At 61.4% G+C, this 15,119-nt stretch carries 12 protein-coding genes; 10 read left to right on the top strand and 2 right to left on the bottom strand.

The window, feature by feature from the left end; genetic code table 11:
* Positions 1 to 16 precede the first annotated feature (16 nt).
* From bamA to lpxB, 6 genes are read left to right on the top strand one after another with little or no spacing between them, the layout of a single operon-like run.
* Complete coding sequence (gene bamA, locus HQ843_RS19370) at positions 17 to 2,356, top strand: outer membrane protein assembly factor BamA (RefSeq protein ID WP_180901636.1); 2,340 nt, start codon at positions 17 to 19, stop codon at positions 2,354 to 2,356.
* A 45-nt stretch (positions 2,357 to 2,401) separates the two neighbouring features.
* Positions 2,402 to 3,454, top strand: coding sequence for a UDP-3-O-(3-hydroxymyristoyl)glucosamine N-acyltransferase (gene lpxD, locus HQ843_RS19365; protein WP_180901637.1), 1,053 nt, complete (start codon positions 2,402 to 2,404; stop codon positions 3,452 to 3,454).
* 25 nt (positions 3,455 to 3,479) lie between these two features.
* On the top strand, positions 3,480 to 3,914 hold the full coding sequence (gene fabZ, locus HQ843_RS19360; RefSeq protein WP_180902118.1) for a 3-hydroxyacyl-ACP dehydratase FabZ: 435 nt from the start codon (positions 3,480 to 3,482) through the stop codon (positions 3,912 to 3,914).
* The gene (gene lpxA / locus HQ843_RS19355) at positions 3,911 to 4,741 is read left to right on the top strand and encodes an acyl-ACP--UDP-N-acetylglucosamine O-acyltransferase (RefSeq protein ID WP_180901638.1); all 831 of its coding nucleotides are present in this window, start codon (positions 3,911 to 3,913) and stop codon (positions 4,739 to 4,741) included. Before fabZ ends, lpxA begins: the two co-directional genes overlap by 4 nt.
* Positions 4,738 to 5,607 (top strand): LpxI family protein, encoded by an 870-nt coding sequence (locus tag HQ843_RS19350; protein ID WP_180901639.1) that lies wholly within the window; start codon positions 4,738 to 4,740, stop codon positions 5,605 to 5,607. Before lpxA ends, HQ843_RS19350 begins: the two co-directional genes overlap by 4 nt.
* 12 nt (positions 5,608 to 5,619) lie before the next feature.
* Positions 5,620 to 6,783 carry a lipid-A-disaccharide synthase gene (gene lpxB / locus HQ843_RS19345; RefSeq protein ID WP_180901640.1) on the top strand — a complete coding sequence of 388 codons (1,164 nt, stop codon included), beginning with the start codon at positions 5,620 to 5,622 and terminating at the stop codon, positions 6,781 to 6,783.
* Positions 6,784 to 6,882: 99 nt separating this feature from the next.
* On the opposite strand, the gene gltA is transcribed toward lpxB, so the two are convergent.
* Entirely contained in the window at positions 6,883 to 8,169 is a 1,287-nt protein-coding gene (gene gltA / locus HQ843_RS19340; RefSeq protein ID WP_180903280.1) for a citrate synthase, read from the bottom strand.
* A 241-nt stretch (positions 8,170 to 8,410) separates the two neighbouring features.
* On the opposite strand from gltA, the gene HQ843_RS19335 reads away from it, so the two are divergent.
* On the top strand, positions 8,411 to 11,035 hold the full coding sequence (locus tag HQ843_RS19335) for a ComEC/Rec2 family competence protein (RefSeq protein WP_180903279.1): 2,625 nt from the start codon (positions 8,411 to 8,413) through the stop codon (positions 11,033 to 11,035).
* On the opposite strand, the gene lexA is transcribed toward HQ843_RS19335, so the two are convergent.
* Complete coding sequence (gene lexA / locus HQ843_RS19330) at positions 10,989 to 11,696, bottom strand: transcriptional repressor LexA (protein ID WP_180901642.1); 708 nt, start codon at positions 11,694 to 11,696, stop codon at positions 10,989 to 10,991. The two genes, HQ843_RS19335 and lexA, sit on opposite strands and share 47 nt — an antisense overlap.
* 380 nt (positions 11,697 to 12,076) lie before the next feature.
* Here lexA and HQ843_RS19325 point away from each other — a divergent pair, with 380 nt between their 5' ends.
* The 3 genes from HQ843_RS19325 (at position 12,077) to HQ843_RS19315 (ending at position 15,082) form a co-directional block, all read left to right on the top strand.
* Positions 12,077 to 13,114 carry a TRAP transporter substrate-binding protein gene (locus HQ843_RS19325; RefSeq protein ID WP_180901643.1) on the top strand — a complete coding sequence of 346 codons (1,038 nt, stop codon included), beginning with the start codon at positions 12,077 to 12,079 and terminating at the stop codon, positions 13,112 to 13,114.
* A 162-nt stretch (positions 13,115 to 13,276) separates the two neighbouring features.
* Positions 13,277 to 13,792 carry a TRAP transporter small permease gene (locus tag HQ843_RS19320; RefSeq protein WP_180901644.1) on the top strand — a complete coding sequence of 172 codons (516 nt, stop codon included), beginning with the start codon at positions 13,277 to 13,279 and terminating at the stop codon, positions 13,790 to 13,792.
* 3 nt (positions 13,793 to 13,795) lie between these two features.
* On the top strand, positions 13,796 to 15,082 hold the full coding sequence (locus tag HQ843_RS19315) for a TRAP transporter large permease (RefSeq protein ID WP_180901645.1): 1,287 nt from the start codon (positions 13,796 to 13,798) through the stop codon (positions 15,080 to 15,082).
* Positions 15,083 to 15,119: the final 37 nt, after the last annotated feature.

Below are 15,119 nucleotides of genomic sequence, written 5' to 3'. Positions count from 1 at the left end.
AAGGGTAGATAGTAGCATGGCCGGTTCAGGATTTTTGAACACAGTTTCAGGTGCGGCGCTTTCGTTTGCGGTCGCCGTTTCCGGGGGAGTGGTCGCCGCCGTTGCTGTGCCTGCAGGTGCATATGCCGCTGTTGTCAGCAACATCGCGGTCAACGGGGCCGGTCAGGCCGGCTCCGAGGCGATCAAGTCGAAGCTGTCGATCAAGCCCGGTCAAAGTTTCACCGATGCCGATATCAACCAGTCGATCCGCAATCTCTACAGTTCGGGCTATTTTTCCGACGTGAAGATTTCGGTTTCCGGTTCGACGCTGGTCGTGAACGTCACTGAAAACCAGCTCATCAACCAGGTCGTGTTCAACGGCAACCGCAAGGTTTCCGACAAGAAGCTTGAAGGCGTCGTGCAGCTCCATTCGCTCGGTCCGTATAACGAGGCTCAGGCGCAGCTTGATATCCAGCATATCAAGGATGCCTACGCCTCGATCGGCCGTTCCGATGTCGAGGTCACGATCCAGACGGCGACCGTTCAGGACAATCGCATCAATGTTGCCTTTGTCGTCGATGAAGGTGGCCGCACCAAGACCAGGAAGATCAATTTCGAAGGCAATAACACCTTCGGCGACTCGCGTCTGGCATCGGTCATCCTGACAAAGCGTTCGACGCCGCTGTCGTTCCTGACGCGCAAGGATATCTACAATCCGGACAAGCTGCGGCAGGACGAGCGGCTGCTGCGTGAATTCTACAACAATCACGGCTATCCGGACTATCGCCTGCTTTCGACCGATGTCACCTATGACGAGACCGACAATTCCTATTCGATCACCTTCAATATCTCGGAGGGCGATCGTTACAAGTTCGGCGATATCGGCGTCGAGACCACGGTCGATGGCGTCGATATCTCCAACCTGAAGGGCGATATCAAGACCAGGACCGGCAAGGTTTACGATGCCGACGACATTCAGAAGACGTCGGAATCGATTGCCGCTTCGGTCTCGTCTCAGGGTTACCCCTTCGCGCAGGTCAATCCGCGCGGCAATCGCAGCTTCACCGATGATACCTTCTCGGTGAATTACGAGATCGATCAGGGCATGAAGGCGTATATCGAGCGTATCGATATCGTCGGAAACACCCGCACCCGCGACTATGTCATCCGCCGCGAATTCGATCTGTCCGAAGGTGACGCCTATAACCGCGAGATGATCGCGCGCACCAAGCGTCGCCTTGAAGCGCTCGGCTATTTCAGCACGGTCGAGATCAAGACCCTGCCGGGCAGCGCGCCCGACCGCGTCGTTCTCGAGGTCGATGTGGTGGATGAGCCCACCGGTTCGTTCTCGATCGGCGCCGGTTACGACGCTGAAGGCGATTCGCTGGTTCTGGAACTTTCGGTCGAGGAACGCAACTTCCTCGGTCGCGGCCAGTATATCCGGGCGTCCGCCGGTCTCGGCAATGACGACTCGCAGATTTACAACTTCAGCTTCACCGAACCCTTCTTCCTGGGCTATCGTCTGGCCGCCGGTTTCGATATCTATCGCGCATCGTCTTCGACGCAGGAATACTACAATTATGCCGAGACCGCGGGCACTATCCGCCTGACCGCGCCTTTGACCGACAATCTCTATTCGACGGTGAGATATAGTTACCAGCAGTTCGAATATGACGGCCGTGGCGACTGGCAGAACCTGAACAATGTTTCGCAGGTTTATCAGGACCTGATCAATGGCAGCCCGTGGGTGGTGTCGTCGCTGCAGCAGTCCTTCAACTTCTCGTCCGTCGATAACCGGCAGATGCCGCGCGAGGGCGTTCTGGCTGCCCTGAACAACACGGTAGCCGGTCTTGGCGGCGATTCGCATTACTACAAGCTGGACGGCAAGGCCCGCTGGTATCAGATGATCTCCGATCAGGCCGATATCATCGGCTCGCTGACGGCGCGCGGCGGTTTCGTGACCCCGTTCGACGACAATCTGAACGTCTTCGACCAGTTCACGATCGGCGGCCAGCAGATTCGCGGCTTCAAGCAGAACGGTATCGGTCCGCGCACCGTGGGGACCAACGACGCACTCGGTTCACAGTACTACGCCACGCTTTCGGCAGAGACCAACTTCCCGTTGCCGGGTATGCCGGAGGATATCAATCTTCGCGGCGCGGCCTATGTTGACGCCGGGTCGGCCTGGGGTAACGCCGTGGAAGTCACCGGGACTCAGATCGAGGGCACCGATTTCTCGATCCGCGCCTCGGCGGGTATTGGTCTGATCTGGAATTCGCCCTTCGGCGATCTGCGGTTCGATTATGCGATTCCGTTCGCGAAGGAAGATTTCGACGAAACCCAACGTTTCCGTTTCGGTATTGCCAACACGTTCTGATAACTGTTTCCAGAACTCAAACTTCAACTGTTCTGGAGAACGGACATGGATCAGAACCAGTTTTTCGGCGCACGGCAGGCTATCCCCTTGGGTGAGCTTGCCGGCAGCATCGGTGCCATCCTGTCGCAGGCCACGGCGGGCGATCGCTTGGTGGAGTCGATCGCGCCGATCTCCCGTGCGGGCCCGAGCGACATTTGCTACATTCAATCCAAGAGCTCGGCCGATTATCTGAAGACCTGCCGCGCCGCCGCGATCATATGTCCTAAGGCATTGACGTCGCTTCTGCCGGATGGACTGACAGCGCTTGTCTCCGACAATCCGCAGCTTGCCTTCGCCCGCGCCTCGGCGCTGCTGTATCCTGCGGCAATGCGCCCGCAATCCCTTGTCGGGGAGGGCGAGATTTCGCCACAGGCTTCGGTGGACGGGACGGCCTTGCTCGAATCGGGCGTCGAAGTGTCGCCATTCGCGGTCATCGGCGCGCGCGCGCAGATTGGCGCGGGAACCCGGATCCTGAGCGGGGCGGTCATCGGGGCCGATGTCAGGATCGGACGGAACGCGACCATCGGTGCGCATGTCAGCATCACCAATGCGTTCATAGGCAACAATGTCATCATCCATACGGGTGTGCGGATCGGGCAGGATGGCTTTGGCTATGCGGCCGGCCCCACCGGCATGGTGAAGCTGCCGCAGGTTGGCCGGGTGATCATTCAGGACGATGTCGAGATCGGCGCCAACACCACGATCGACCGCGGAGCGATGGACGATACGGTGATCGGCGAGGGTACCAAGATCGATAATCTGGTTCAGATCGGCCACAATGTGCAGATCGGCCGTCACTGCGGCATCGTCAGCCAGGTCGGGATCGCGGGCAGCGTCAAGATCGGCGATGGCGTCATGATCGGCGGGCAGGCGGGCGTCAATGGCCATCTCGATATCGGCAATGGCGTGCGGATCGCGGCCCGCAGCGGCGTTCTCGCGTCGCTGCCGGCGGGCTCGAGCGTGGGGGGCATCCCGGCAAGACCATTGCGCGCCTATCTTCGGGAACTTGCAGAATTGAACAGTCGATCTGAACCGGGGCGAGATGAGGGGGGTGGCTGAGACCGTGACTGAGACTTTGGAGCAGATGGAACTTCTGGAGATCATGAAGTTCCTCCCGCATCGCTATCCTTTTCTTCTGGTCGACCGGATAGTCGAGATCAATGGCGACGACAGCGCGGTCGGCGTCAAGAATGTGACGGCGAACGAGCCGCATTTTGTCGGCCATTTTCCGACGATGCCGATCATGCCGGGCGTTCTTCTTGTCGAGGGCATGGCCCAGACAGCCGGTGCGATCTGCGCGCGCAAGGCCAACGAGGTCGACAATCTGGTGTATTTCATGACGATCGACAACGCCCGGTTTCGCAAACCTGTGGTGCCGGGCGATCAGGTGCGCTACAAGGTCAACAAGCATAAGCAGCGTCGTCGGGTCTGGAAATTTCACTGCGAGGCGCTTGTCGACGGTCAGCTCGTCGCCGAAGCCGATATCGGCGCCATGATGGTGCGCAAGGATGAAGAATGACCAGCATTGCCAGCTCCGCCCGGATCGACCCGAAAGCGGTCGTAGAGGATGGGGCCATCATCGGTGAGAATGCCATCATAGGACCGTTGTCCTATGTCGGGCCGAATGTCGTGCTCGGCGATGGCGTCGTGCTGATGCATCACGCCAGCGTCGAGGGCGCCACCCGGCTTGGCGCCGGCTGTCAGGTATTTCCGATGGCCGTGATCGGCGGAGCGCCGCAGAGCGTACGCCACGATGCCAGCGAAACCCGGCTCGAAGTCGGGAGCCATTGTATTTTCCGCGAAGGCGTCACGATCAACACCGGTTCGTCGCATGGCGGCGGCGTGACGGTCGTCGGCGACAATAACCTGTTTCTGGCCAATTCCCATGTCGGCCATGACTGCCGGATCGGCAATGACGTCATTTTATCGAACAATGTGATGATCGGCGGCCATGCCGTGGTGCATGACCGGGTAATCCTCAGCGGCGGCGCGGCGATCCACCAGTTTGTCCAGATCGGGCGGCAGGCCTTTGTCGGCGGGCTCGCCGGCGTGGTCAATGATGTCATCCCCTACGCCATGATTGTCGATAATCCGGCGATGATGGGCGGGCTCAATGTGGTTGGCATGCAGCGCGCCGGGATCGAACGGGATGAAATTCATCTTGTCCGCAAAGCCTACAAGGCTGTGTTCTCCTCCGGTCTCGTCCTTGAAAACGCCGCGGCGGCCCGGGCGGAATTCGGCGGCAGGAGCGAAGCTGTCGATGAGATGCTCCGCTTCATACTCGAACGCGATGCCGAGCGCTCGCTGACGACGCCGGGATCCAGGCGGCGCAAGGGCGCGGCGTGAATTCGGCGGCGGTTTCCGAAAAGGAACCGATCGCGATCATCGCGGGCAACGGCCTCTTGCCTTATTATGTGGCCCTGGCGGCACGGGAAGCGGGACACGCCCCCTTCATCGTCCAACTGCGCGGACAGGCCGGTAACGACTGGTCGGGTTTCGAGCATATCGAGGCCGATCTTGGCGGTTTCCGGCCGGTCGTGACGGCGCTGCGCAAACGCCGCATCGGCAAGATCGTCCTTTCCGGCGGGGTCAATGGTCGCCCCGAACTGCTGAGCCTGCGTCCCACGCTTTCGGTTCTCACATCGATCCCGTCGATCCTCGCGAAATTGCGCAGTGGCGGGGACGACAAGGTTTTGCGCATGGTGATCGGGCTTTTCGAAAAACACGGTTTCGAGGTGGTGGCGGCGCAATCGATCGCGGGCGAGTTGCTGGCGGAGGCCGGCGCGCTCGGCCGGCACGGGCCCGATCGCCAGGCCCATGACGATATCGCGGCGGCCGCCCGCGCCGCGCGGACGATCGGCGCCATGGATATCGGGCAGGGCGCCGTCAGCGTCGGCGGCCGCGTTGTGGCGCTGGAAGGCGCGGAAGGCACCGACCAGATGCTGCAACGGGTGGCGGCGCTGCGACAGTCCAGCCGCATCAGCGCCCGGCATCGCGGCGTTCTCGTGAAAGTGTGCAAGCCGCAGCAGGATCTGCGCGCCGATCTTCCCTCGATCGGCGCAAACACGGTGCGGCTGGCGGCGGCGGCGGGGCTTGCCGGGATTGCGGTGGAGGCCGGGCGATCGCTTGTGCTTGACCGCGAGGAGACGCTGAAGGCAGCCGATGCGGCCGGGCTGTTCGTCTATGGGCTGGAGCCTGACTGCCGATCATAACAGGAGCGGGATGTGCACAAGCCATTGAAAATCGGGATTGTCGCCGGCGAGGTTTCGGGCGACCTGCTCGGCGCTGATCTGATCGCGGCGTTGAGGACGTTGCACGGCGGGCCGGTGGAGCTGGTTGGCGTCGGCGGCGACGGCCTTGCCGGGCAGGGGCTGGCGTCGCTGTTCGATTACAGCGAATTGTCGATCATGGGGTTCACCCAGGTGATCGCCCGCCTGCCGCAATTGTTGCGTCGCATCCGCCAGACCGCCGACGCTCTGATTGCGGCCCGGCCCGATATCATCGTCATCATCGACAGCCCCGATTTCACCCATCGCGTGGCAAGGCGCGTGCGCGCGGCCGCGCCCGGCATTCCGATCGTCGATTATGTCTGCCCCAGCGTGTGGGCCTGGAAGGAATACCGCGCGCGCGACATGCTGGCCTATGTCGACCACGTGCTGGCCGTACTGCCGTTCGAGCCGGCGGCAATGGAGCGGCTCGGCGGGCCGCCGACCACTTATGTCGGGCATCGGCTGAGCGAGGAGCCGGGCGTGCTTGCGGCACGGCGACAGCCGCGGCTGGAGCGGGCGCAATCGTCTGCGACCATCATGCTGCTGCCCGGTTCGCGCAAATCCGAGATCAAAGCGCTGGCGCCGCTGTTTCGCGATGTCGCGGCGGAACTTGCCGCGCGAAACGACAAATGCCGTTTTATCCTGCCGACCGTGACGCGCCGGGAGCAGCAGGTGCGCGCGGAAATCGCCGACTGGCCGGTGAAGCCCGCGCTTTTCGTCGGCGACGAGGCCAAATGGGAGGCGTTCGCGATGGCCGATGCCGCCGTTGCCGCCTCGGGCACGGTGGTGCTGGAACTGGCGCTTTCCGGCATTCCCGCGGTGTCAGCCTACAAGGCGGATTTCATCGGCCGTTTCATGCTGAAGAAGATCACCATCTGGTCGGCATCGCTGCCGAACCTGATCGCCGATGCGCCGCTGGTGCCGGAATATTTCAACGATACGATCCGCGCCGGCGCGCTGGCGCGCTGGATGGAACTGCTGACCAGGGACAGTTTGCAGAGGCGCGGCATGATCGAGGGGTTCGAGCGGGTGATGGCGCTGATGCAGACCGAAATCCCCCCCGGAAAACACGCGGCGACCATCGTTCTCGATGTGCTGGCGGAGAAAGGCGCTTCGTAGTGATCCCGCCCTCGGGCAGGTCCGGTGAGACTCTCCCCCATATACCAACAAAAAAAGGCCGGTCGCTGGACCGGCCTTTTACGTCTGAACAAGCGACAATCAACGCTTGGAAATGTCCACGAAATCGCGTTCGGGGGCGCCGGTGTAGAGCTGGCGCGGGCGGCCGATGCGCTGTTCGGGATCCTCGATCATTTCCGCCCATTGCGCGATCCAGCCGACGGTGCGCGCCAGCGCGAACAGCACTGTGAACATGGTGGTGGGGAAGCCCAGCGCCTTCAGCGTGATGCCGGAATAGAAGTCGATATTCGGATAGAGCTTCTTTTCGATGAAGTACTCGTCCGTCAGCGCGATCCTTTCCAGTTCCATCGCGACATCGAGCAGCGGATCGTCCTTGATGCCGAGTTCGCGCAACACTTCATGGCAGGTCGTCTGCATGATCTTGGCGCGCGGATCGTAGTTCTTGTAGACGCGGTGACCGAAGCCCATCAGGCGGAAGGGATCGTCGCGATCCTTGGCGCGGTTGATGAATTCCGGGATGCGATCGACGGAACCGATTTCCTGCAGCATGTTGAGCGCCGCCTCGTTGGCGCCGCCATGTGCGGGACCCCAAAGGCAGGCGATGCCGGCCGCGATGCAGGCGAACGGGTTGGCGCCCGAGGAGCCGGCAAGCCGCACGGTCGAGGTCGAGGCGTTCTGCTCATGGTCGGCGTGCAGGATGAAGATGCGGTCGAGCGCGCGCGAAAGAATCGGGTTGACCTTGTATTCCTCACAGGGCGTGGCGAAGCACATATGCAGGAAATTGGCGGCATAGCCGAGGTCGTTGCGCGGATAAACGAAGGGCTCGCCGACGTGGTATTTGTAGGCCATGGCCGCGATGGTCGGGATCTTGGCGATCATGCGGATGCTGGCGATCTCGCGCTTGTAGGGATCCGAGATGTCGATCGAGTCGTGATAGAAGGCAGACATGGCTCCAACGGCGCCGCAGATGATGGCCATGGGATGGGCATCACGGCGGAAACCGGTAAAGAGCCTCGTGAGTTGATCGTGAATCATCGTGTGATGGGTCACACGGAAGTCGAAATCCTTTTTCTGCGTGGCCGTCGGCAGTTCGCCGAAAAGCAGCAGATAGCAGACTTCGAGGAAGTCGGCGTTTTCGGCGAGTTGATCGATCGGGTAGCCGCGATGCAGCAGGATGCCGTTGTCGCCGTCGATATAGGTGATCTTGGATTTGCACGATGCCGTCGAGGTGAAACCCGGATCGTAGGTGAACATGCCCGACTGCTTGTAGAGCGAACCGATGTCGAGGACTTTAGGCCCGAACGTGCCTTCTTCCACCGACAGCTCAAGTTCCTGGCCGTCGAGTTTTAGTTTTCCAGTTTCCGTCATCCTATCCTCCAAATTTCCGGCGCGGATGCGCTGTCGAAGCCAATCGGGATTTTAATCAGCTATAGGATTGGCAGGGTGTTGCCAAGCCGACGAAGCCGCGCGGCGGGTGATGAGTAATATCTGCGTTTAGCAAGTTTTTCGGGGTTTAGAAAAGGAAAATTTTGCTTATGCGGCCAGCGCTTGCATTGCAATCGATTAGCATTGGTCACAACATGTAAAAGTTGTGGGGCGGCGATTGCGGATGCGCGGGAGCGGGGCTGGCACGAGCGAGATCGACAAGGCGGAAGCCCGGCGCGCCGGCGCCGCCCGGCTTCCCGCGCTCTTCACGCGGCGGCGTTCGACAGGTCCCGGAGACGCGGATTTCGACCGGCGCAACGCCAGCCGGGCCGGGCTGTTCAACCTTGGCGCCTTGTGGCGCGAGGAGCAGGCTTTCGGCCGGGTCTTCCTCATGGTTCCGGTGGCTCTCGCGGCCGGGATATGCTGGTGGTTTTCGCTTTCCCAAAGCCCGGCATTGCCGGGCCTTGCGCTCTATTGCGGGCTTTCGGTGGTTGCGGCCGTCTTGCTGCGAAACGGAAAGGGCTTTCCGCGGCTTGCAAGCGCGGGTCTCGCGCTTTTCCTGTGCGGCGCCATGCTTGCCGCGACAGAGACCGGCCGACGCGCCACCGTGATGCTCGATTCGCCCGTGACGACACATATCGCCGGCATTGTCGAAAGCCGCGAGCCGACGGAAACCGGCTGGCGCTATGTGGTCAAGGTGACGGCAACGGATGACCCGGTCATTCACCGCCCGCCCGAGCGCGTGACGCTTGTCGCCCGCGGCAATTTGCCGCCGGTCCCGATTGGCCACAACATTCAGGGGCTCGGACGCCTGCTGCCGCCTTCCGCGCCGGTAATGCCCGGTCTGGTTGATTTCGGGTTCCTGTCCTATTTCGATGGGGTCGGCGCGGTGGGCTTCTTCTATGGTCCGCCGAAAGATATCGGGCGCCCGCCCGCGCCGGGCCCGGTCGCGGAGGCGGCATTGGCGATCGAGCGGATTCGAGACGGCATTGCAGGGCGCATCCGGACAGTGCTTGAGGGCGATACCGGCGCTTTCGCCAATGCGATCATCACCGGCGAGCGCCGGGCGCTGAGCGATGACATGCTCGATGCGCTGCGCAATGCCGGCCTTGCCCATATCATTGCCATTTCCGGCCTTCACATGGCGCTCGCCGCCGGCATTTTCTTTTCGAGCCTCAGGCTGCTGCTGGCCATGTCGCCGCGGGCGGCCGAGGCGGTTTCGACCAAAAAGATCGCCGCCGCCGCCGCGATCGCGGCGGCCCTTTTCTATCTGCTGATTTCCGGGATGCAGGTTTCCGCCGAACGCGCCTTCATCATGCTGGCGGTGATGCTTGCGGCGGCGATCTTCGACCGCCCGGCGATCAGCCTGCGCAATGTCGCGCTGGCGGCGCTGGTGATTCTGATCGTGACCCCCGCCGAGGTGGTGGGGCCGGGCATGCAGATGTCGTTTGCCGCAACGCTTGCGCTGATTGCAGGCTATGGCGCCTGGCAGCGAAGGCCTGCGGGCGGCCTTGCCTCGCGCCGGGGCGCGCTCCGCTGGCTGTGGATCGCCTTTTCCGGGATCGTGTTGACCGCATTGATCGGGGGGCTGTCGACGACGCCGTTTGCCATCCACCATTTCTCGCGCATTGCCGGCTACGGGCTTTTGGGCAACCTGCTTGCCATGCCGGTGGTGACCTTTATTGTCATGCCCGCCGGGCTGCTGTCATTGCTTGCCATGCCGCTCAATCTTCACGCCCCGTTTCTGGCGGTCATGGGCTGGGGGCTCGATTGGGTGATGCAGGCCGCGACATGGGTCGACGGCCTCGGCGGCGCGTTCACGACAGGCCGCGCTCCAGCGGGATTTCTGCTTCTTTTCCTGGTCGGATTCCTGCCGCTTGTGCTGTTGCGCACACGGTTGCGGCTGCTTGGCGTCATACCGATGGCGCTCTCCTTCGCGCTGATTTCCTGGCCGCGCGCCCCGTTGCCGCCCCAGATCCTGGTGGCGGCCGACGGCGACCTCGTTGCGATCGTCGCCGGCGAGGTCGCCGCGCTCAACACCAAACGGCCGCCATCCTTCGTGTTCGAGCAATGGGAAACCGCACTTGCGCTATCGCAAACGGCGCCACCTGTGGAGGAAAGCACGCTGGTGTTGCAAGAGGAGGATCGCTTCGCCCGGCTGGATGCGCCGGATATGGCCCAAGCCGCCGAAACGTTACTCAAAACGATCGCCGAGGCCGAACGGAGGCCCGGCATCTTCCGATGCGAGGACGATGCATGGTGCTATGCGGTCTTTACGGGGCTTCGAATCATGACGGTCGAACGACCGGCCTTCACCGGACTTGCCTGCGATAATGCCGATATCGTCGTCAGTCGATACCGTCCCGGCTTTCAGACCTGCCGCTCCGGCGCCTATCTCATCACCCCGGCAATGCGCCGGCAGCGCGGCGCGTTTCAATTCACGCTGTCGCCGGAGGTTGCGCGCGAACGCCCGGACAGCGGCACATCAGCGTCGCCTCAAAACACAGCCTGGCACGCGGACAATGAGCCTGCGGAAGCACGTCACCGAAGCGCTGCGGCCTCCGTGACAGTCGGCGATGCCACTGCGGGGACCGCACCCCAGGCTGTCTCCAGAAAGGCCCGCCAGCCCTCGTGCGGGCCGACAAGCGTTTCGCTCAAAACCTCGGTCACAGCGCTCGATCGCCCTTGGAACAGACACCGGCTCTACGACTGGCGTTCCGGAGAATATCTGCCGGTGATCACGGTTCCGGAGACGCTTACCTTCAGTGGTAGCGGCGGATCAGACCGACCAGCTTGCCCTGAACCTTGACCTGGCTTGCGGCGAAAATGCGGGTCTCGTAAGCCGGATTGGCCGCTTCCAGCGCGATCGATGCGCCCTTGCGGCGGAACCGCTTCAGGGTCGCTTCCTCGTCATTGACGAGCGCAACGACAATATCGCCGGGGGAGGCGGTGGAGATATTGCGGATGATTACGGTATCGCCGTCGAAGATCCCGGCGTCGATCATCGAATCACCCTGAACCTCAAGCGCGTAATGTTCTCCCGCGCCAAGCATTTCCGCCGGCACTGTGATCTGATGGGTGTTTTCCTGAATGGCCGAAATCGGCACGCCGGCAGCAATCCGCCCCATGACCGGTATGCCGGTCGAGCCGCTGTCATTGTTGCCGACCGGCGCCTTGGGCTCTTCCTGTTTCTTGCCGAGGGAGCCTTCGATCACGCTTGGCGAAAAACCCCGGCGCGGCGGCTGACCCATCGTGCTGTCCGGCATGCGCAGGATTTCTAGCGCCCGGGCGCGGTTGGGAAGCCGACGGATGAAACCGCGTTCCTCCAGTGCCGTGATCAACCGGTGAATGCCCGATTTCGACGCGAGGTCGAGCGCTTCCTTCATCTCATCGAAGGAGGGCGGAATGCCCGTCTCTTTCATCCGTTCATGAATGAAAAACAGCAATTCCTGTTGTTTGCGTGTCAGCATTTCCTGCCCCTGGTCCTTCGAAACAAATCCAGAACGAATATACATGTTCCTACTGTGTTCCGCAAGTGCAACCGGAGTGGGGCAAAAATAACGGGCTCGCGCGGAAATTCGCGCCTCCTGTCGCCACACAATGCGTCCGCTCGCATGCGTTTTGCCATGGCCCCCATTTAACGAAATTCTGCTCGTCGTTCTCCCGCATCGCCTGGGGCTTTCGATATTTCTGGTGCGTGGTTTGATTGCAAGGCTGTCGACAACATAAGATTTTTAAAATAGAGTTTCAAAAGTGACCTTTTGTCCCAGGTCGCGCATGGTGGCCAAGACGCCGGGAGGGCGAAGCGGGCCGCCGCCCATCAGGAGGAAACGGGACGGGGAGGAATTACATGAAGAAATTTGCAGCACTCGCGCTCGGTGCGGCGATGACGGTTAGTGCGACGGTCAGCGCTGCCAGCGCCGAGCCGATCGTCATCAAGATCGGCCACAGTTCCGAGGCGGACCTGCATCTGCCGGGCGCCGGGCGAACGGCTTGCGTTGTCGCGATGAAGGAGTATCTCGACGTCGCTTCCGAAGGCGAGCTTGCGCTTGACGTCTATCCGGACGGAGCGCTCGGCGGCGCCCGTGCGATGGTTGAATCGGCGCAAACCGGCGTGATCCAGATGGTCGGCGCCTATACGTCGATCCTTGTGCCGTTCGTGTCGGAAATGGCCGTCACGCAGATACCATATGTTTTCCCGGACAGTCTGACGGCCTGGCAGGTCATGGATGGTCCCTTCGGCGATGCGCTTGCCGAAACCGTCCTTGAAAAGACCGGACTTCGTGTTCTGGCCTGGCCGGAAGGCGCCGGTTTCCGCAATATCTACGCGGACAAGCCGATCCACAGCGTCGCCGACATGAAGGGCATGAAGATGCGCGTGCCGGAAAATCCGGGACTGCTGGCGATGTTCCGCGCCTGGGGCGCCAATACCGTTACGATCAGCTGGAACGAACTCTACACCGCCCTGCAGTCGGGCATGGCCGCAGGCCACGATACCGAGCTCTATTCGATGTATTCGTCAAAGCTCTATGAAGTGAACCCCTATGTCACCGTGACCCGGCACAGCTACAATCTGCACCCGGTTCTCATCAACGAGGAGTTCTTCCAGTCGCTGTCGCCTGAAAACCAGACTCTGATCCTGCGGGCAGGGGACCTCTGCAATCGCGTCGGAAATGCCCAGTCCCTCCTTTCCTCGCTGGTTATCCAGAGCGCGATGGAGAAGGAAGGCGCGGTCTTCTACTACCCGACCAAGGCAGAGCTCGCCGAATTCCGCGAACTTTCCCAGAAACCCTATGTCGACATGGTTCTGAGGCAGATGGGTCCCGACGGCCAGGAATGGGTCGATCGCATTCTCGCCGCCACCAAGGAAGCTGAAACCCAGCGCTAAGCCGCGGACGCGAACGGGGCGGGCATTCGAGAACGGCTCTGGCGGACGGCTGTCCGCCGAGCATTGCTTGCTCGCCCGCTTCGTCAAGCCGGACGCATGCGAACGCGCCGCGGGGCAGGGTTCGCATGCGCGCCGGACCGTGGTGGCAGGGAGATCGTCGGAATGAAAAAGCTGCTCGTTGGATATCAGGTCCTGATGGACGGACTGGAAAAGCTGTGCATGGCGATTGCCATCACGCTGGCCGGTCTGCTGTTTCTCAGTACCGCCTATGAAATCATCGTGAACCAGCTTGTGGGGAATTCTCCGGTCTGGTCGGAGGAAATCAGCAATCTGTTCTTTGCCTGGCTTACCTTTGTCGGCGCCGGGGTCATCGCGCGTCATGGCGGCCATATCGGGGTGGAGTTTGTCTACGAACTGGTCGGGCCGTTTCTGAAGACCGTGCTCAGGGTGATCTACATGCTGCTGGCCCTCGTGGTCGTCTTCGTCATGGTCTATTTCGGCTACAAGATGGCGCTGTTCGTCGGCAAGTACCAGAAGTCGCTCTATCTCGGCATCAGCCTCTATTACTATTACCTTTCGGTTCCCGTCGGCGGCGTGCTGCTGGGATTGTTCAGTGTCGCCGCGGCGCTTCCCGATCCGAGGAAGACGGCGGCCGACGCACAAAACGTCGGAGTGTGACCCTTGATCGCGATTATTTTTGGCAGTTTCGTGCCGATGCTTCTGCTCGGCGTTCCGATTGCGATGTGTCTCGTCCTCATGACGATCTTCGTCTATGTCGACATCGGCGACCCGCGTCTGTTCCTGCAAATTCCCCAACGCATGTTCACCAGCACGGAAAACATGCTTTTGCTGGCCATCCCGTTCTTCATCATGGCCGGCGAGATCATGAACCGCGCCGGGATCACCGACAGGCTGATGACGCTGTCGTCGTCGCTGGTGGGGTGGATCCGCGGCGGCCTGGCGCATACCAATATCGTCGCCAGCATGTTTTTCGCGGGCATCACCGGATCGGCGGTTTCCGATACCGTCGCTGTCGGCAGCATCATGGTCCCGGCGATGAAAAAGAACGGCTACGGCGAGGACTACAGCGCCGCGGTGACGGCAGCGAGCTCCGTTATCGGCCCGATCATCCCGCCCAGCATTCCGATGCTGATCTATGCGTCGGTGATGAACGTGTCGGTCGCGGGCCTGTTTCTCGCCGGCATGCTGCCGGGCGTGCTGATCGCCATCGCCCTGATGATCACAGCCTATTTCTTTGCCGTCCGCAGAGGCTATGGCGAAAGAACGCCCTTCGTTGGCGTCGTCGGTCTGCTCCTGGCCCTGTTCAGGGGGATGCCGGCGCTGCTGTTGCCGGTCATCATCATGGGCGGCATTCTCGGCGGCTTCTTCAGTCCGACGCAGGCTTCGGCGGTCGCGGTGATGTACGGCCTGGCGATCGGCTTCCTGTTTTACCGCCAGCTCAAGCTTTCCGATATCGTTCCGATCCTGTCCCACACGGTCAAGACGACCGCCATGATCATGTTTCTCATGGCCTGTGCGAAATCCTTCAGCTGGCTGGTGACCTATTTCAATCTCGTTGAACACGTCACCCTGGCCTTCGTCTCGATCACGGATGACAAGCTTGTCTTCCTGCTTCTGGTCAATGTCATATTTCTGATCATCGGCATGTTTCTGGACATGGGCTTCGCGATCATCGTGCTCGGTCCGCTTCTGGCGCCAATCGCCTATAATTACGGCGTCGACCCGATCCATTTCGGCCTGATCACCTGCACCAACCTGACCATCGGTCTGGCGACGCCGCCCTTCGGGCTGGTGCTGTTTGCGGCTTCCGGGGTCTCCAACGTCTCGCTGACGAAGATCAGTCGGGCCATCCTGCCTTTCATCGCGGCGGAAATCGTGGTGCTGTTGCTGATCACCTATGTGCCCGCGCTGACGATGTTCTTCCCGCGATTGTTCGGTTACGCCTGAACCGCCAACGCCGGACGCAAACGAAACAACGGCCGCC

Origin of the sequence: Martelella sp. NC20, from assembly GCF_013459645.1 — a bacterium.
Taxonomy (GTDB): domain Bacteria; phylum Pseudomonadota; class Alphaproteobacteria; order Rhizobiales; family Rhizobiaceae; genus Martelella.
The sequence above is the reverse complement of the archived record's forward strand: the minus strand, read 5'-3'. Positions and strand labels throughout refer to the sequence as shown.